The sequence below is a fragment of the Pseudarthrobacter sp. YAF2 genome, assembly GCF_052113345.1.
Taxonomy (GTDB): Bacteria; Actinomycetota; Actinomycetes; order Actinomycetales; family Micrococcaceae; genus Arthrobacter.
On sequence record NZ_JBFRDA010000025.1, the window covers coordinates 1 to 16514 of the forward strand.

Genomic DNA, 16514 nt, shown 5'->3' on the forward strand with positions numbered 1-16514 from the left:
ATGTTTTATATCTACACCCCAACCTTCAACACCTCCTCAAAGTCATGTTTTATATCTACACCCCAACCTTCAACACCTCCTCAAAGTCATGTTTTATATCTACACCCCAACCTTCAACACCTCCTCAAARTCATGTTTTATATCTACACCCCAACCGGAAGGTGGGGCGGTTTGCCGATCAATACATTTGCTCGGGATACACGGCGCGCAGCCGCAGAAAACTACAGGGTTGCATTCTGGAAAATCGCTGATACGTTTATTCGCAGCATCGCAGATCAGGCGTTGCTGGCCCACGAAAAGAGAGGCGGACTACTATGGCTTCCGGAACAAATAGCACGGAACGTAATAACGATCATCCGAAACGACGTAAACTATCTGCACAAAACCACTTAGGTTTCGATGGAGCCACCCAATCATTTTTAAATTCCCCTAACTCAGCCCTGGACGGCATAAAGTCAGATGACCTTTGGCCGACCTGTGCTGGGCCCGGTCGGAACGGAGAGGCGAAGTGCGGCAACCCGGTTGTAAAGCGATCGGCCAGATTGTGCGCCTCTCACGACCGTCAATTGCGCTTGAACGGTGAGTTAGTTCCTTTGCGGACGCGGAAAAGCAAGGCTCCTTGCGTGGGTCCCGGCCATAGCGATGAGGTCTGTGGCCGTCGGGTCTACTTCCGGGAGCCCGGACAGGATGATGGCGTCTGCAAGTCACACTACGACCAGCTAAAGCGCAGGGGGTGGCTAAGTGCCATAGCGCCGAAGCCTGCCCCGGTTCCTGATTCCTTTTGCAAGGGACCCGGGCAAGATGGTTCCCCCATTTGTGACCGTAAGGCACAGTACGGCTCCGGCTACTGTGGCCCACACGACCGGCAGTACCGCAAGACCGGGAATCTTAAAGCAATCCGCCGCATCAACACTCCGGACGGACCTTGCATAGCTCCTGGTGATGGAGGGTCAGCGTGCGGGCGCTCCATCAAGAACAAGGCGCTGAAACTCTGTGGTGGCCATTACGCCCAGCAGCGGCGCGGGGATCACCTGACACCATTGAAGACGAGCAGGAAGAGGGGTGTGTCTACTCCCTGCAAATTTCCTGGATGCCGGTACCTTGATGCTCCGGACGGCAATGGATACTGTCGCCACCATTGGCGCCAGCAGTACCTAGGCCAGGAGCTGGTCCCCCTTAGGGGAACTCCGAACCGCGGTCGCCTAGTACTTTTACGCGATGCTTCTGGTAACAAGTTGTGCCCATCGTGCGGCGAGTGGAAACCCGAAGCTGACTTCAGCAGGAACTCCAAGTCCAGCGACGGACTGAATCATAGATGCAGGCGTTGCCACGCGTCGGCGCAAAAGAAGGCAAAGTACGGCATCAGCCTTGTCGAGTTCGAATCGTTCTTACAGGCCCAGGGAGGGACTTGTGCGATTTGCCCAGCAACCGCAGGGCCGGACGGTCGTCGCTTGTCCATAGATCATGACCACGCTTGCTGTCCCGGAACACTCTCCTGCGGGAAGTGCATCCGAGGACTTCTTTGCCCCGACTGTAATCGTGGTCTGGGCCTATTTCGCGACAACATCAGCTCACTGTTGAGGGCGGCGGAGTACGTCCGGAGAGGTGGTGCGATCGAACCTGATATCCGAACGCTCGAGGTTGACAATGACCAGGCCGACTGCCATGGAGGCGACGACGCCCCATTTGTTGAAGAACCAAGATCTGGCAGCATCGATGATGATGATGACGACGAGGGACTCATGGTCGCTGCCTAAGGGGCCGTCCATTGGTTCTCGCATTCGTCAAGGGCGCGTTCGGCTCAAGCCGAACGCGCCCTTGGTTGATTCTGTACCTCTGGAATTGTTCAGAGTGTCTGGGTCAGTCGATGTGCACCAGTTCCTTTTCACTGCTCGAAGATTCGGCATCCGGCCGAACGTCATGCCTCCGGTGGTTCAGCCAGTTAACCACCGTCAGGAGTCCCACAAGCCCGAAAGTGCTGAGCAGCTGGGGACGGGAATCTTCGCCGATGAAGCCCACCGTAAAGATCGCCGCCAAGATAACCAGGCCAACTACTGTCAGCCACGGGAAGCCGGGCATCCGCAGGGGAAGCGCCGTTCCGTCGCGGTCGGCCCGGAGGCGCAGCGCCAGCTGGGCCAGGAGCGCGGACGTCCAAACGAGCAGGCAGGTGGAGCCCACGATGTTCAGCAGGACCGGAAGCACCTTCTCCGGGAAGGCCAACTCCAGCACCACCGTGACAACGCCGAAGGCGACGCTGGCCAGGACCGACACCACCGGCACCCGGGCCTTAGACACGGAAGCGAGCCAACGCGGCGCTTCACCCCGCTCGGCCAGGGAGAACGCCATCCGAGAAGCCCCGTAAAGGTTGGCGTTGAGTGCTGAGAGCAGTGCTGCGACGGCGACCAGTGTGATGGCGGTGGCCGCACCGGGCATGCCGGCGGCGTCCAGCACCGCGGCGAACGGGCTCTTCAGACCCGCCGAACCCACGGGAACCACCGCTGCGATCACGAAGATCGCGCCAATGTAGAACACCAGGATGCGCCACAGCACCGTCCGGACTGCCTTCTTCACGCTGCGGGCCGGCTCTGCGGTCTCGGCTGCAGCCACGGACACGATCTCGGTGCCGCCGAACGCGAACGCCACCACAAACAACGCCGTGGCAATCCCTGCGAAACCACTGGGCGCGAAGCCCGCACCCGTGAAGTTGGCCAGGCCCGGCGACTGCACGCCCGGCAGCCAGCCGAACAGCAGCGCGGCACCCACCAGGAGGAACCCGACGATCGCCGCCACCTTGAGCAGGGCGAACCAGAACTCGAACTCACCGAAGTTCTTCACGCTGGTCAGGTTCACGGCGGTGAGCACCACGATGAACACGAAAGCCATCAGCCATACCGGCAGCGCCGGGAAGATGGTGGCCAGCAGGCCTGCCGCTCCGAGAGCCTCGGCTGCGATGACCACTACGAGCTGCAGCCACCACAGCCAGCCGACGGTTGCACCGGCCACCGGGCCGTAGGCCTTGGCGGTGTAGACGGAGAATGCGCCGCTGTCCGGGTTGGCGGCGGCCATCTCGCCGAGCGCCCACATCACCAGGATGATGAGGGTGCCAGCCACGAGGTAGGAGATCAGGACCGCCGGTCCGGCGGCCTGGATGCCCGCGCCGGAGCCGATGAACAGTCCCGCGCCGATGGCACTGCCCAGGCCCATCATGGTGAGCTGCCGGGGTTTGAGGGCCGCGCCGAGTGGGCGGGCAGACGTCTTTGTCTGTTGTTCCATGGGGATTCCTCTTGGTTGTAGGTGGAACTGTTGGGGATAAAGAGTTCAGGCTGCGTGGGCTGCGAGGAGCCGGAGCACGCGGTTGTTGGAGACGGCGTCGGCAACGGTGATCCGCACGCCGTCGCCCGGGTACGTCCGCACCATGATGCCCGCGCCATTGAACGCGTCCACCAGCGTCGCCAGGAGCGCAGCATCGGCGCGGATCCACAGGAAATTGCCCTGGCTCGGCTGCAGCTTCCAGCCCTGAACTTCCAGTTCAGCGGCCATCCGTACGCGCTCATGCTTCACGGCGAAGACCCGGGCTTCCATCTCCTCCCCCGCGTCCAGCGACGCTATGGCCGCCTTCTGGGCCAGCGCGCTCACGCCGAAGGGCAGGGCGGTCCGGCGCAGTCCCTCGGCGACGGCCGGTGCCGCCACCGCGTAGCCCACGCGCAGGCCGGCGAGTCCGTAGGCCTTGGAGAAGGTGCGCAGGATGCAGACGTTCGGGTACTGGCGGTAGAGCGCCAGGGAGTCGGGGCCGCCGCCGGTGTCGGCGTACTCCACGTATGCCTCGTCGATCACCACGAGAACGTCCGAACGGACACCCTGCAGGAAGGCCTCGAGGCGCTCGTGGCTGATCGGGACGCCGGTGGGGTTGTTGGGCGTGCAGAGCAGGATCACCTTGGTCCGGTCGGTGACGGCCGCGGCCATGGCGTCCAGGTCGTGTCCCTCCAAGTCGTCAAGCGGGACGCGGACCGGCCGGGCTCCCGCCAGTTCCACCAGGATGGGGTACGCCTCAAAGGAGCGCCATGCGAACACCACCTCATCCCCGGCGTCGCACAGTCCGGTGATGATCTGCTGCAGGACACCCACGCTGCCGGGTCCAACCGCCACTTCCTCCACGGTGACGCCCAGGTGCCGGGCAAGCCGTTCGCGGAGTTCGACGGCGGCCATGTCCGGGTAGCGGTTCATCCTGCCGGCCGCGTCAGTCACCGCAGCGATGGCTGCGGGAAGGGGCTCGTAGTGGCTTTCGTTGCTGGCGAGGGCGGCGATGTCCGCGCCGGCGCTGCGCCGGCCCGGGACGTAGGACGGAAGCCCGGTCACCGCGCCGCGAAGGGTGGGCAACGCAGTTTCGGGAACGGCCACAAGCTGATCACTGGTCATGAGGTCTGATCATGGAAGTGACCCGGACCACAATGCAAGGTAGGCTCCGGTGCTTGGGACTTCTGCTCAACTTCTAGTACCTCGGGTGAAAATATGACCATCACAAACTCTCGCACCCTCGATTCCCTCGACGGCCGGATCATCCTCGCCCTGGACAAGGACCCCGAAGCCAGCGCCCTGGCACTCTCCCGGACACTCGGCGTCGCCCGCAACACCGTCCACGCCCGGCTGGCACGGCTGGAGCGCAGCGGCGCGCTCCGCTCCTTCAGCCGCAGGCTGGACCCCGCCGCCCTGGGCTACGAACTCATGGCCTTCCTGTCCCTCTCGATCAGCCAGACCCGGACCGGCTCGGTGGAGAACGGGCTCGCCGCGATCCCGGAGGTCATCGAGGTGCACGCCACCACCGGGGACGCGGACCTCATGGCCAAGGTGGTGGCGCGCGGCACGGCCGACCTCTACCGCATCACCAACGAGATCCTGGAGATCGACGGGATCGAGCGGACCAGCACGGCCATCTCCATCCTGGAACTCATGCCGCCCCGCTACGACGGCCTCATCAGCCGGCTTTCGGAACAGGAATCCCGCCCGCCAGTTTAAACGCGGTGACATGCCGATCCATGAGGGACCCAACCAGAGGCGCTGTGAATGTCTGCAATTTTGCCGCAACAGAATATCCCAATTTTTGGCACGCGCGGCTCATGGTTCTGCGTGCGTCCACCGGCGGTCTCCCGGCATATGATTCTCGATGCATCAATTACCTATTTCTATTTGGGGGAATCCTTGAAAAAGTCCTTTGCATCTCTTGCTCTCGTGGCCGTTCTTGCCTTGACGGCGTGCGGCGGAGCAGGAAGCACCACAGGCGGTGCTTCCGACTCTAAGACGACGCCCGAGGCTCCGAAGGTCCCCGACCTGACTGGCGCTTGGAAGCAGAGCAACCCGAACAGCGAGAAGTCGTACCAGCAGGCAAGCATCACCGCCGACAAGATGACCATCGAGTGGGTTTCCGACGGTGGCAATACGACCTCGATCTACTGGGTCGGAACGTTCGCTGGCCCCACCGGCGCCAATGAACCCTACACTTGGACGTCACAACGGGATGTCGACGCCACCAAGTCGGCCCTCCTCGCATCCAGTGACGCGACAAAGGAATTCAAATACGAAGGCGGCAGCATCAGCTATAAGGTCAGTGCACTTGGAACCACCACGACGGTAAACCTCAAAAAGAACTGATACCCGGAGTATGTGACCTTGGCTGTCTAGGTGAGGGTACGACTGCACGAAATTGCTCGGCTTCGCTGATTCCAAAGGTATGGCTGCTGCTCGTGAGCTCAGCAGCCATACCTTTGTGGCGCCACCGGATGGTCCCTCAGCGATTTGGCATTCACATTTAGGATGTCGACGGGTGAGCCCGGTCTACTGAAGCACCTCAACTAAGAGAGTGATTGCCACTTTACGTTATTGGCGTAGCTGGGCGTTTTGTCACTTCCTCGCTCTCCTGCTGCCAAAAGTCCCAGCCGAAATCTCGTCTCTTGCCGATCTGTGGGCTAGGCCACACGATGCCTGCATGACTACTCTCACCGTCTCCGGCCGCGTGGCGCAGGTTCTCAGCAGCTATGTCAGCGACGTCTACGGCGTCATGGGCAACGGCAACGTCTATTTCCTGGACGCCGCCGAGCAGCAGGGCCTCCGCTTCACCCCCGTCCGGCATGAGGGCGCCGCCATCGCCGCCGCCGACGCCTACTACCGGACCTCGGGCCGGCTCGCGGTGGGCACCACCACCTACGGTCCCGGCTACACCAACGCGCTCACCGCCCTGGCCGAGGCTGTCCAAGCGCAGATCCCGGTCGTGCTGGTCACCGGGGACGCCCCCACCAGCGGCGCCCGGCCCTGGGACGTGGACCAGGCCGCCATCGCCGCCGGCCTCGGCGCGGCCACCTTCACCGTCACACGCGACGCCGCGGGCGCCGTCACCCGGCAGGCAGTGGAGTACGCACTCACCCGGCGCACCGCCGTCGTGCTCGCCATCCCCTACGATCTCGCCGTACTCGAGGCTGCGGACGACGACCTTCCGGAACCGGCGGCACCACAGGTGACGGACGGCGTCGACGGCGGCCTTGGGCAGGTTGCCCGCCTCCTCGCCGGCGCCAGGCGGCCGCTGATCCTGGCCGGCCGGGGCGCGCACCTCGCCGGAGCGGGCCCGGAACTGCGCGAACTCGCCGACCGGCTCGGAGCACTGACCGCCGGAACCGCCCTGGCGCTCAACCTCCTCAAAGGCGAGGGGTACCTGGGCGTGGCCGGCGGTTTCGGCACCGACACCGCTGCCGGACTCATGGGCGAGGCCGACGTGGTCCTGGTGGCCGGGGCCAGCCTGAGCCCCTTCACCATGCGGTTCGGGCACCTACTGGGCCCGGACAGCACCGTCATCCAGATCGACACCGCCCTGCAGCTGACCAACCCGCGGGTGGACCTGTTCGTTCAAGCAGATGCGAAGGCCGCTGCTTCGCGCCTGCTCCAGCTGCTGGACGGCGAGGCGGCTGTGGCCGGTTGGCTGGCCGAAGCTTCCCAGCGTCTGGCTGCGGGACCGGGGCATGAGCCTGGCTCTGTGGAAACCATTGACGGCCGGCTGGACCCGCGGGCCCTCGCCAATGCGCTGGACGCCGTGCTGCCGGAGCGTCGCACGGTGGTTCAGGACGGCGGGCACTTCATCGGTTGGGCGCCCATGTACTGGAACATCCCGCGGCCGCAGGACCTGGTGATGGTGGGGACCGCCTTCCAGTCGATCGGGCTGGGACTCGCAAGCGCCGTCGGGGCAGCCCGCGCGCTGGAGGACGGCCGCACCCTGGTCCTGGCCTCCGGCGACGGCGGGTTCCTGATGGGCCTGTCCGACCTCGAATCGCTCATTGGCGCGGCTCGCAGCGCGATCGTGGTGATCTACAACGACGCCGCCTACGGAGCCGAGATCCACCAGTACGGCTCCCAGGGGCTGACCGAGAAGCCGATGCTGATCCCGGAGGTGGACTTCAGCGGAGTGGCGCGGGCGTTGGGTGCTGAGTCCGCGGTGATCCGGTCGCTTGATGACCTGTCCGCGTTGCAGGACTGGATCGACGCCGGCGCGAAGGGAACCTTCGTGGCCGACTGCCGGATCACTTCCTCAGTCCGTGCCCCTTGGCTAACGGAGTGGATGACGGCCTCACAGGCACCGAAGGCTGGGGTGACCAGTTAGCTCGCACAGTCACAGGGAGAGTGAATTGTCCCCTACGGTCACCTTACAACTGGTTCTGCTCATCTGAGATGCCGGCGTATACGTGCGCATGATCGTGATGGCGCACCGTCACGACCTATGTCGCGGCGGAAGCCCACCGCAGCGCGTCCCTCACTCAACATATGCTTGTGCGGTGACATCGAGTCCAACCCCTCAGCCCAAAAAGAGAACGCTTATCCGCCGCCCCTCCATAACGGCGGTCGTAAATTCTGGGCAGGCGCTTAAAGAGGCGGGAATCCAGATCAAAACAGATGGCAGAATTCTAAGCGCCCACATTTTGCCTTTCGCAAACAAGAAAAAGCCTCTCCGGTTCTGCGTTGGCCAACCGGATGCCAGATCCTCATTTTGGAGCGCGTTTGCCAACCGAACAAGCAGCGACGTCTATGTTGGCATCCGAAGCAGTGCAAGTTTGCACAAAATAAGCCTTCATGAATCTGGTGATTTCAGGTATCAACTGGTCGGGATGACCCAAGAAACGCTCAATCGGCCGGACCTCGCGTACTTCTCCACTTCCGGTGAGGGTGAAGGACGGATCTTGCATCAGTGGCGTCGCCCACAAGCTAACGCACACGGCTGGACTGACTGCCTAAGCATTATTGTCCCCGCCGAGGACTTGGAGCGTGGCCCAGTGAGTCCCAGGGATGTGAAGGATCTTGTTTGGGTTCCCCCGCCGCCGAAGGGTAGAGCAGTGGAAATACGAGGTTTCCTTGTGGAACCGGGCAAAGGAGAAATGGACCTGCGCCTGTTCGTGCGTGAAGACGGGGGCTTCTCACTCCTGGGGGGCTTCAAACTTGCAAGCGGTGAAGTGTTCGTGCTGATATCAGCAACGGTAACGCTGCACCCTCATGAGGTCGCTTCGATAGATCGGTGGCGCCGGATCAGCCGGGACAATGTTCACGCCGGTTTCGACTGGGACGCGAAAAACCACCCCCGAATGCTTGGGTTTGCCACGGGTTCCCAAGACTATCCGACGTTCTTCGACGTTAGGGTCTGAACCCAACGTCTGGAACATGATGCACAGGGACCGGACGAACTGGCGCGACGCCGAAGTCCCATCACCGAGCGAACGACCACGCCCTGAACGCAATGACCAGACGCGCCATCACCAGTTCCGCGCAGATAAGCTGATCAAGTATTGCCCGACCGTGGCTACGGTCGGTCGCCAGCGCCTACGCTTGGCGGCGCCTCGAAGACGCCAAGCACATCGTCACAGCCAAGAGCGCACCTGATGAAGCGTCCCCGGCAGCGAAGGCGGCGGCTTCTTGTCGTAGGTCCGGCCTAGGATTGCTTCCATGAGAATCGCCGTTGCAGGGGGAACCGGGACAGTGGGCCGCCACGTGGTGGCCATCGCCAGGGAGCGCGGGCACCACGTAGTCAGCCTCAGCCGCACCGAAGGGATGGACCTGGTCACCGGGCGCGGCCTCGACCAGGCACTCCAGGACGTCGACACCGTCATCGACGTCTCCGGTATCCAGGTCATGTCCACCAAGAAAGCCGTGGATTTCTTCACCAACGCCACGCAGAACCTGCTGGCGGCCGGGAAAAAGGCCGGCGTAAAGCACCATGTGGCGCTGTCCATTGTGGGCATCGATAAAGCCAACTCGGGACTGTACGCCGGGAAGCTGGTGCAGGAGGACGAAGTCAGGCACGGCGGCGTTCCCTGGACCATCCTCCGGTCCACACAGTTCCACGAGTTCGTGCCGATGTCCATCAAGGCCGCCTCCGTGGGCCCGCTGGCCTTCGTGCCCACCATGGTCACCCAGCCGGTGGCGGCGAAGGAGGTGGCCGCGGCCCTGGTTGACGCGGCCGAGGCCGGGCCGAAGGGACGGCTCCCGGACCTCGGCGGCCCGCGGACCGAACAGCTCAAGGACCTGGTCTCGGCCTATCTGGCCAAGACCAGGCAGAAGAAACGGATCATTCCGCTCCGCGTCCCAGGCGCCATGGGCAAGGCCATGCGCACAGGCGCGCTGATCCCGGCACCGGGCTCCGCCGTCGGACGCCAAACGTTCCAGGAGTGGCTCGACGCCATCGATGCCGCGTAAAAGCCAACCCTAAATGGGGCACTTGCCCCATGCCCCTGCCGCGGCCCGCTCCTAGTCTCAGGTCATAGAGACAAGGAGGCGGCCATGACCATCTACCAGCCGCAGTCATCAGCACAGGCAACACCCAAACTTGCCGACCTTCCCGAGGACCCCGCCGAGCACTTCGCCGGCAGCGCCGTCTTCGGGCTGCCCTTCGCCAGCGGCCACTACCTGGCGTTCCGGGATTTCCCGGTAAGCTCCGTCGGCCCCGGCTACCGCTCCGTCTGGCACCGCACGCCCGGCGGCGAATGGACCCTCTACGCCAACGTCCCGCCGCAATTCAGCTGCGCCCGCTACTTCGGACTGGCGTTCCACCGCACGGTGGAAACCGTCGTCGACATCACCTGGAGCGGCCCGTCCAGCGCCGTGATCACGGTCCCCGGAGTCCTGGACTGGGACCTGCAGCTGGGCACCTCCGCGGCCACGAAGATGCTGACCGCCATGGCCGTGCGGATGCCCGAAAGGTTGTGGCGCAGCGAGCCCGTCCTCAGGGCCATGGGGGCGTTCGCCGGGCCGCTGCTCGGCGCCGGCCGGATGAAAATGTCCGGCCGCGTGCCCAACGGCCAGACGTTCCAGGCCCAGCCCCGGCAGCTGTGGCTCGTCACCGATTCCAGGGCAACGGTCCTGGGCGAGGGCGCCGGACGGCCCGGCCCGCTCAAGGTCCAGGACCACCTGGCGGACTTCTGGCTTCCGCAACGTGGACTGTTCGGAGCGCAGGTGGGCGTCAGGTTCCCGTCCACCGCCCATCCCGCCGGACCAGGATCTGTCCAGGCACGGACCCGGAAGAACCAGGCGGCATAACGGCCGACGACGCGCGGTCCCTACTGCCTCGGCCGGCGGCTTCCTAGAATGGCAGGTGTGAAGCAGTCATCGGCTGCGCCCCGCCGCAGCGAAGTCCTGGCCGCGCTGTCGCTCGCCATCGACCTGGGACTGGGGCAGCCGATGGAGCACATGCTGCGTTCCTGCCTGCTGGCGGTGCGGATCGCCGGGGCAGCGGGCGTCGACGCCGCCGGCCAGGGCAGGATCTACTACGCCAACCAGCTGGCCTGGATCGGCTGCCATGCGGATTCCTTTGAACTCGCCGCCTTGTTCACGGACGATATCGCCTTCCGCGCCGACTACTACAACCGCGACCAGCACGGCGTGCCCATGTACGCCGGCATGTTCAGCCATGCCGGCGCCGGCCTCCCGCCGCTCCCCCGCGTTGCAAACTGGACGCGTTTCGCGGCGACGGGCAGCGCCGCGGTGCGGACCATGATTGCCTCGCACTGCATCTCCGCCGGGGTGTTGGCCAGCAACGTAGGGCTCGACGGCGGCGTGGCAGGGCTGCTGGCCCACACCTTTGAGCGCTGGGACGGCAAGGGCCTGCCGAAGGGCATAGCGGGGCCGGACATCCCGCTGGAAATGCGGATCATGCATCTCGCGGATACGGCAGAGGTGTTCCTGCGCCAGAAGGGCGTGGCCGGTGCCGTGGCGATGGTGCGGGCGCGGCGCGGCAGCCAGTTTGATCCAGCCCTGGCCGGGCTGTTCATCGACCAGGCCCAGGCACTCACCGCAGGGCTCCTCGACGTCGACTGCTGGCAGGCGGCCCTTGACCTGGCACCCACTGACGCTCCCCTGTCCGGCAGCCAGCTGGACACGGTGCTGCGCGCTATCGGCGACTTCGCAGACCTCAAATCTCCCTACACGGCCGGACACTCCCGCGCCGTCGCGGCCCTCGCAGCCGCCGCAGGCGAGGAGCACGGGCTGACCGCGGACGACGTCAAGGAGCTCCGCCGTGCAGGATGGGTTCACGACCTGGGCCGTTTGGGGGTGTCCAACCAGGTGTGGGACAAAAAGGAGCCCCTCTCCCAGGCCGACCTGGAACGTATACATATGCATCCGTACCTGGGCGAACGGATCCTCAGCCGCGTACCCGGACTGAAGGGCGAGGCGGCCCTGACCGGCCTGCACCATGAGCGGCTGGACGGGTCCGGCTACCCACGCGGGATCGGCGGAATGGAGCTGGGGATCAAGCAGCGGATCCTGGCGGCGGCGGACTCCTACCAGGCCTCCCTGGAGCCGCGCCCGCACCGGCCCGCGCTTCCGCCGGTAGATGCAGCTGCCCGGCTGCGGCAGGAGGTTTCAGCCGGCCGGATCAGCCGCGAAGCTGCCGACGCCGTGCTCACAGCGGCCGGCCAGCAGCCCCACCGCCGGCCTGCTCCTCCCGCCGGGCTCACCCTCAGGGAAGTGGAAATCCTCGGCATGCTGTGCCGCGGAATGCCTCCGGCCGAGATCGCCGCCAGCCTGTTTCTCGCGCGCAAGACCGTCCGCAATCATGTGGAGCACATCTATACCAAGATCGGTGCAACCAACCGCGTGGGTGCCACATTGTTCGCGGTCAGGAACGGCCTGCTCGAGCACGGGACCAGGCCCAACTAGCGGTCCCATCCCTGGCTGTCCCCGCCCGCCTGGTGGGGCACTTCTCTTGGGACTATTGGCTGACAAGCCGCCATAACGACGTGACCTCGGCCGAGCGCGCCGCGAACAGGGGATCATCGCGGTCCGAGGCCTTCGGATGCGTCGGCGTGGTGTCGAGCCGTTCCGCCACCTTCAGCCCGGCCGCTGTGATGGCGGTCAGCAGGTCCTCGCGCGACCGCAGGCCGAGATGCTCGGCAAGGTCGGAAAGGACAAGCCAGCCCTCACCGCCCGGTTCCAGATGGCCGGGGAGTTCGTTCAGGAACCGGAACAGCATCCTGCTCCCGGGATCGTAGACGGCGCTGTCCAGGCTGGAATGCGGCGTGGCCGGAATCCAGGGCGGGTTGCACACGATCAGCGGTGCCCGTCCGGGCGGGAACATGTCGGTCAGGACGGCCTCGGCGCGGTCCTGCACACCGAGGTTCCGGAAATTCTCTGCGGCGCAGGCGATTGCGCGCGGTTCATTGTCCGTCGCGACCACGCGGCGGACGCCCCGGCGCGCGAGGACGGCGGCGAGCACGCCGGTGCCTGTTCCGACGTCGAACGCCAGCGTGTCAGAAGGCAGCGCAGCGGCCGCCACGAGATCCACATACTCGCTGCGGGTGGGGAAGAACGTGCCATAGTGCGGGTGGATGCGGCCCTGCAGGGCATCGACGTAGACCCCGTTCCGCCGCCATTCGTGGGCGCCGATGGCCCCCACAAGCTCGTGCAGGGACACAACGGACGCTTCACCGATGTGTCCGTACGCTTCCGCGGCGGCTTCCCGGATATCCGGTGCGCGGCGCAGCGGCACCACCGGGCCCGGATCCAGGGGAATCAGCAGCAGGCCCAGAATGCGTGCCCGGTGCGAGCGGGATTGCCGGTGCCGGTAGAACTTCTCGGCCGGAGTTCCAGCGACCTTCTTTCCGTCGCCTATCCGACGGTCCATGGCGTTGAGGATCTGCCGCACATTGTGGAAGTCACCGTGCCAGAGCATCGCGATCCCTTGTGACGCCATCCTGTAAGCATCATCGGCCGTGAGGGAGTCGGAGACCACTTCGACGCGTGCCGGCGCCGGCCTGCCGTTCGCCGAGCGCCACCGCGCGGCCATGCTGGCGCCGGCCTCAATCCAGTTCACCTGCTCAGGCCCATCGACTGTGCGCGAAGGTTTGGGGTCAGAGGGCGGGATGCCCGCCGGAGCTGGGGTGCCAGTACGGATGAAGATCCCTTCCAAGATATTGGGGGCAATCGAATAGGGCCGATTGCAGCGGCGGTTCGACGACGTCCAAGGCGACGGGCCAGGATTCCAGACCGTCATCCGGCAGCAAACCCGGGCTTGGTCGATGGGGCGCTGAAGCCCTTGAACCTATATGTCAGGGTACAGGAGTGCCGCGGATTCCCTCTGGACAAGAGATAGTCTGTGCGTAGATAATCTTTGTATAGATCATCTACTGAGGAGGCCACCATGTGGGCATACGAGAACAGCATCGAAACAACCGCCGCACCCGAGGCAATCTGGCGGCTCTGGTCCGACGTCGAAACCTGGGGCGCCTGGAACGGGGAGATCGAGAAGATCGAGATCAACGGCCCTTTCGCGGCAGGCACGCAGATCCTGATGACGCCCCCGGGTGAGGATCCGATCCCCCTGGTCATCGCCGAGGCCGTCGAAAACGAACGCTTCGTGGACGAGGCCCGCTTCGGTGACCTGCTGCTTCGTACCACCCACCGCATCGACCCGATCGGCCAAGGCCGGATCCGTGTGGTGTACCGGATGGAGATCACCGGCAACGGCGCCGACGAGGCCGGACCCCAGATTGGGCCCGGCATCACCGCCGACTGGCCCGAGACCATGGCTGCGCTGGTCAGGATGGCGGGCAGCTGATGCCGCTCGAACCCGGCGAGAGCCCCGGATTCCTTCTCTGGCACGCGACGCTGCGCTGGCAGCGGGACATCGCCGCAGCCCTCGCGCCGCTCGATCTTACCCACGTGCAATTCGTGCTGCTCGCCTGCGCGTGGTGGCTCAACAACCAGGGTGAGCACCCGAACCAGCTGGCCCTGGCACGGCAGGCGGGCACCGACGTCAAGATGGCTTCCCAGGTCCTCCGCGCCCTGGAGGCCAAGGGACTCATCGAACGGGAAGTCGATCCCGCGGACACCCGGGCCAAGCGACTCCGCGTCACGAATGCAGGAGCCGAGCTGGCCCCGCGCGCCATCGCCGCCGTCGAGCTCGCTGACGCCAAGTTCTTCGAGCCTGTGCCCGTGGACGATGCAGTATCCCTGCTCCGCCGCTTGGCCCATCCTGACGTTACCGCGCCGCCAACAACGACTGGCGGCGACCGTCCGGAACCTGACGAGGCACCCGTGCGGCTCCTAAAGAAGGGCCGTTCACCGCGCGCCTGAGCGGAGAGGCCACCCCGCAGAGAGGCATTGTGAGAGGCTTGGAGAAACTCACATTTGGGGGAATTGTGGACGTTGCCTGGATGCTGTTGAACGCAGCCGTCTTTGTTGTGCCGGTGGCTATTGGTGCAACGCTGTTGTACTGGATCATTCGACTCGGCGTAAAGCACGGCCTTCGGTCGTACTACGGGGAAAGCAGCCGCAATTCAGAAACGGTCCTCTAGGCGGGGCTGCGGGGTTGAGGCGGATCCACATGACTCTCAAGATTCGCGCAATTTATCCCATCTTTGGATAAATGCCCTTCCCCGCGTCGGTGCTGCTCCCTAGGGTATTCACACAAGCCCGCTCAGGAGGACCATCGTGACAATCGCGGATGAATCTTCAGGCCACAGCTGCAACGAGGCCAGTGCACCAGAGCACGCCGGCCCCGGTCATCCACCTGCGTCCCAAGAACAGCAACACGCGGCACCGGTGACGTCCCGGCGGCCGGTTCCTGCTCCCCCGCGCACAAAACTCACGCCCATCCAAGGCCAGCCGTCCAGGGCCAGGAACCGGGAGCATGAAGTCCGGCGACTTATCCACGACCTCGCCCTCCTCGCATCGAGGCAGTGCGCGCAGTAGTTCGCCCCGGCCGCCAGCCCGGCATCCCAGCCGGAGAGCGTGGCTTAGTCCAGCGCCCACACCTCGGCGGCGTCCGCGCCGCTGATCTTCCTGCGCCGCCGCAGCACCAGGACAAGGATCGCGGCGCTGGCGAGGAGCCCAAGACCCGCTCCCGCGGCGACCGCCGCAACCGGCACGTCGAACGACGCTTGGGCGATCGCGGCACCATTTGACGCGCCGCCGTCGGCCGGTGGAGCTGGCTCTTCCCCACCTATGGCGGGCACCGCAACGGCGCCGGCCGGTCCGCCGTCGAGCACTGTCAGGGACCTGCTGTGCCTGTTGACCACCACCACGGACCCGTCACCCCGCTGGGCCATGCGGCCGGGATCATCGCCCGCGGCAACCGTGCGCGTGGCGGATGCCGCCCCGGCCGGGATGACCGACACAGTATCGTCCAGGCTGTTGGTCACGTACACCGTCCCGTCCGCAGCGGCCAGCACCTCCTGGGGCGCCTGCCCCACGGGAATCCGCCGCGCCACCGTGGTTCCGCCAGGCTCGATCACCGCCACATCGTTAGTCATGATGTTGGCCACGTAGACGGTCCCGTCCGGCGCGGCGGCAATCCCATGCGGGTGGGCCTTGGCGCCCACGTCAATGGTGTGCGACGGCCACGGCGCACCGGCCGGAATCACGGTCACGGTGCCCGCGAGTTCGTTGGCGGCGTAGGCCGTCCCGTCCTTGGCCACCGCCAGCCTCACCGGATCCGGGCCGGCCTGGATTGTCCGCTGGACCCACGCATCGCCGGCCTTCACCACGGACACGGAATCCTCGTCCGGGTTCACCACGTACAGCGATCCTTCCGGCCCCACGGCCAGCCAGTGCGTGCCGTAAGACACCTTCATCACCAGGGACACCTCGCCCGCGCCCGGGGCCACCACGCCGATCTGGGACTGCGCGCCCTCGCTCTGCGCCACGTACAGCGTCCCGTCCGGGGTCACCGCCAGCGAGGTAGGACCGCGCCCGGTCTTGATGGTGCGGGACGGCGCGGTCTCCCCCGGTGCGTAGGCGTTGACAGCCCCGGCATAGGCATCGTCGCTGACATACAGGGTGCCGTCCGGCCCGGTGGCAATGCCCAACGGCTGGCCGACGGCGTCAAGCGCCTTGGAATCGGCGGCGGACGCAAGGACGAGCGCGGCGGTGGCGAGCAGTGCCATCCCGGCAGAAGAGACCGCGCCTGCGGCACGGCGGAGCGGCTGATGAATCACGGTGTTCCCCCAAGAATCCTGCCGACCCCCGCGGCAGTCCTCCGATCCTACCGTCGG

At 65.2% G+C, this 16514-nt stretch carries 15 protein-coding genes and 1 pseudogene; 11 read left to right on the forward strand and 5 right to left on the reverse strand.

Features of this window, described 5'->3' with window-relative positions:
- Nucleotides 1-393, forward strand: a 393-nt coding sequence (locus AB4Y79_RS20140) for a hypothetical protein (RefSeq protein ID WP_441865799.1), incomplete at its 5' end; no start/stop codon positions are given.
- Nucleotides 315-1541, forward strand: a pseudogene (locus AB4Y79_RS20145) (endonuclease domain-containing protein); the annotation flags it as partial. The gene AB4Y79_RS20140 and the pseudogene AB4Y79_RS20145, both read left to right, overlap by 79 nt.
- A 30-nt stretch (nucleotides 1542-1571) precedes the next feature.
- On the opposite strand, the gene AB4Y79_RS20150 reads toward AB4Y79_RS20145, so the two are convergent.
- From AB4Y79_RS20150 to hisC, 3 genes are all read right to left on the reverse strand, one after another.
- Entirely contained in the window at nucleotides 1572-1769 is a 198-nt protein-coding gene (locus tag AB4Y79_RS20150) for a hypothetical protein (protein WP_441865801.1), read from the reverse strand.
- 91 nt (nucleotides 1770-1860) lie between these two features.
- Nucleotides 1861-3273 (reverse strand): amino acid permease, encoded by a 1413-nt coding sequence (locus AB4Y79_RS20155; RefSeq protein ID WP_441865686.1) that lies wholly within the window; start codon nucleotides 3271-3273, stop codon nucleotides 1861-1863.
- A gap of 45 nt (nucleotides 3274-3318) precedes the next feature.
- Nucleotides 3319-4416 (reverse strand): histidinol-phosphate transaminase, encoded by a 1098-nt coding sequence (gene hisC / locus AB4Y79_RS20160; protein ID WP_441865689.1) that lies wholly within the window; start codon nucleotides 4414-4416, stop codon nucleotides 3319-3321.
- 93 nt (nucleotides 4417-4509) lie between these two features.
- Here hisC and AB4Y79_RS20165 point away from each other — a divergent pair, with 93 nt between their 5' ends.
- From AB4Y79_RS20165 to AB4Y79_RS20195, 7 genes are all read left to right on the forward strand, one after another.
- A complete protein-coding gene (locus AB4Y79_RS20165; RefSeq protein WP_441865692.1) occupies nucleotides 4510-5013 on the forward strand; it encodes an Lrp/AsnC family transcriptional regulator in 504 nt (167 codons plus the stop codon).
- Between the two features lie 48 nt (nucleotides 5014-5061).
- A complete protein-coding gene (locus AB4Y79_RS20170; protein WP_441865695.1) occupies nucleotides 5062-5646 on the forward strand; it encodes a hypothetical protein in 585 nt (194 codons plus the stop codon).
- Between the two features lie 334 nt (nucleotides 5647-5980).
- Nucleotides 5981-7639: a thiamine pyrophosphate-binding protein gene (locus AB4Y79_RS20175; RefSeq protein WP_441865698.1), complete on the forward strand. Its 1659-nt coding sequence runs from the start codon at nucleotides 5981-5983 to the stop codon at nucleotides 7637-7639.
- A 769-nt stretch (nucleotides 7640-8408) separates the two neighbouring features.
- Entirely contained in the window at nucleotides 8409-8672 is a 264-nt protein-coding gene (locus AB4Y79_RS20180) for a hypothetical protein (protein ID WP_441865701.1), read from the forward strand.
- Nucleotides 8673-8970: 298 nt separating this feature from the next.
- Nucleotides 8971-9720 (forward strand): SDR family oxidoreductase, encoded by a 750-nt coding sequence (locus tag AB4Y79_RS20185; protein ID WP_441865704.1) that lies wholly within the window; start codon nucleotides 8971-8973, stop codon nucleotides 9718-9720.
- Nucleotides 9721-9804: 84 nt separating this feature from the next.
- Nucleotides 9805-10560 (forward strand): hypothetical protein, encoded by a 756-nt coding sequence (locus AB4Y79_RS20190; RefSeq protein WP_441865706.1) that lies wholly within the window; start codon nucleotides 9805-9807, stop codon nucleotides 10558-10560.
- Between the two features lie 57 nt (nucleotides 10561-10617).
- Nucleotides 10618-12180: an HD domain-containing phosphohydrolase gene (locus AB4Y79_RS20195; RefSeq protein WP_441865709.1), complete on the forward strand. Its 1563-nt coding sequence runs from the start codon at nucleotides 10618-10620 to the stop codon at nucleotides 12178-12180.
- A gap of 52 nt (nucleotides 12181-12232) precedes the next feature.
- Here the strand turns inward: AB4Y79_RS20195 and AB4Y79_RS20200 are convergent, their stop codons facing one another.
- The gene (locus tag AB4Y79_RS20200; RefSeq protein WP_441865794.1) at nucleotides 12233-13306 is read right to left on the reverse strand and encodes a methyltransferase; all 1074 of its coding nucleotides are present in this window, start codon (nucleotides 13304-13306) and stop codon (nucleotides 12233-12235) included.
- A gap of 354 nt (nucleotides 13307-13660) precedes the next feature.
- Here AB4Y79_RS20200 and AB4Y79_RS20205 point away from each other — a divergent pair, with 354 nt between their 5' ends.
- Both AB4Y79_RS20205 and AB4Y79_RS20210 read left to right on the forward strand, forming a co-directional pair.
- Nucleotides 13661-14077 (forward strand): SRPBCC family protein, encoded by a 417-nt coding sequence (locus AB4Y79_RS20205; protein WP_441865712.1) that lies wholly within the window; start codon nucleotides 13661-13663, stop codon nucleotides 14075-14077.
- Nucleotides 14077-14595, forward strand: a complete 519-nt coding sequence (locus tag AB4Y79_RS20210) for a MarR family winged helix-turn-helix transcriptional regulator (RefSeq protein WP_441865714.1) — start codon at nucleotides 14077-14079, stop codon at nucleotides 14593-14595. Before AB4Y79_RS20205 ends, AB4Y79_RS20210 begins: the two co-directional genes overlap by 1 nt.
- A gap of 662 nt (nucleotides 14596-15257) precedes the next feature.
- On the opposite strand, the gene AB4Y79_RS20215 is transcribed toward AB4Y79_RS20210, so the two are convergent.
- Nucleotides 15258-16457, reverse strand: a complete 1200-nt coding sequence (locus tag AB4Y79_RS20215) for a virginiamycin B lyase family protein (protein WP_441865717.1) — start codon at nucleotides 16455-16457, stop codon at nucleotides 15258-15260.
- Between the last annotated feature and the right edge of the window lie 57 nt (nucleotides 16458-16514).

What these genes read in the sequence shown, in the direction of transcription:
- AB4Y79_RS20150 (WP_441865801.1), bottom strand. Translation starts at nt 1,769, where the DNA reads ATGGACGGCCCCTTAGGCAGCGACCATGAGTCCCTCGTCGTCATCATC.
- AB4Y79_RS20155 (WP_441865686.1), bottom strand. Translation starts at nt 3,273, where the DNA reads ATGGAACAACAGACAAAGACGTCTGCCCGCCCACTCGGCGCGGCCCTC.
- hisC (WP_441865689.1), bottom strand. Translation starts at nt 4,416, where the DNA reads ATGACCAGTGATCAGCTTGTGGCCGTTCCCGAAACTGCGTTGCCCACC.
- AB4Y79_RS20165 (WP_441865692.1), top strand. Translation starts at nt 4,510, where the DNA reads ATGACCATCACAAACTCTCGCACCCTCGATTCCCTCGACGGCCGGATC.
- AB4Y79_RS20170 (WP_441865695.1), top strand. Translation starts at nt 5,062, where the DNA reads ATGTCTGCAATTTTGCCGCAACAGAATATCCCAATTTTTGGCACGCGC.
- AB4Y79_RS20175 (WP_441865698.1), top strand. Translation starts at nt 5,981, where the DNA reads ATGACTACTCTCACCGTCTCCGGCCGCGTGGCGCAGGTTCTCAGCAGC.
- AB4Y79_RS20180 (WP_441865701.1), top strand. Translation starts at nt 8,409, where the DNA reads ATGGACCTGCGCCTGTTCGTGCGTGAAGACGGGGGCTTCTCACTCCTG.
- AB4Y79_RS20185 (WP_441865704.1), top strand. Translation starts at nt 8,971, where the DNA reads ATGAGAATCGCCGTTGCAGGGGGAACCGGGACAGTGGGCCGCCACGTG.
- AB4Y79_RS20190 (WP_441865706.1), top strand. Translation starts at nt 9,805, where the DNA reads ATGACCATCTACCAGCCGCAGTCATCAGCACAGGCAACACCCAAACTT.
- AB4Y79_RS20200 (WP_441865794.1), bottom strand. Translation starts at nt 13,306, where the DNA reads ATGGCCGCGCGGTGGCGCTCGGCGAACGGCAGGCCGGCGCCGGCACGC.
- AB4Y79_RS20205 (WP_441865712.1), top strand. Translation starts at nt 13,661, where the DNA reads ATGTGGGCATACGAGAACAGCATCGAAACAACCGCCGCACCCGAGGCA.
- AB4Y79_RS20210 (WP_441865714.1), top strand. Translation starts at nt 14,077, where the DNA reads ATGCCGCTCGAACCCGGCGAGAGCCCCGGATTCCTTCTCTGGCACGCG.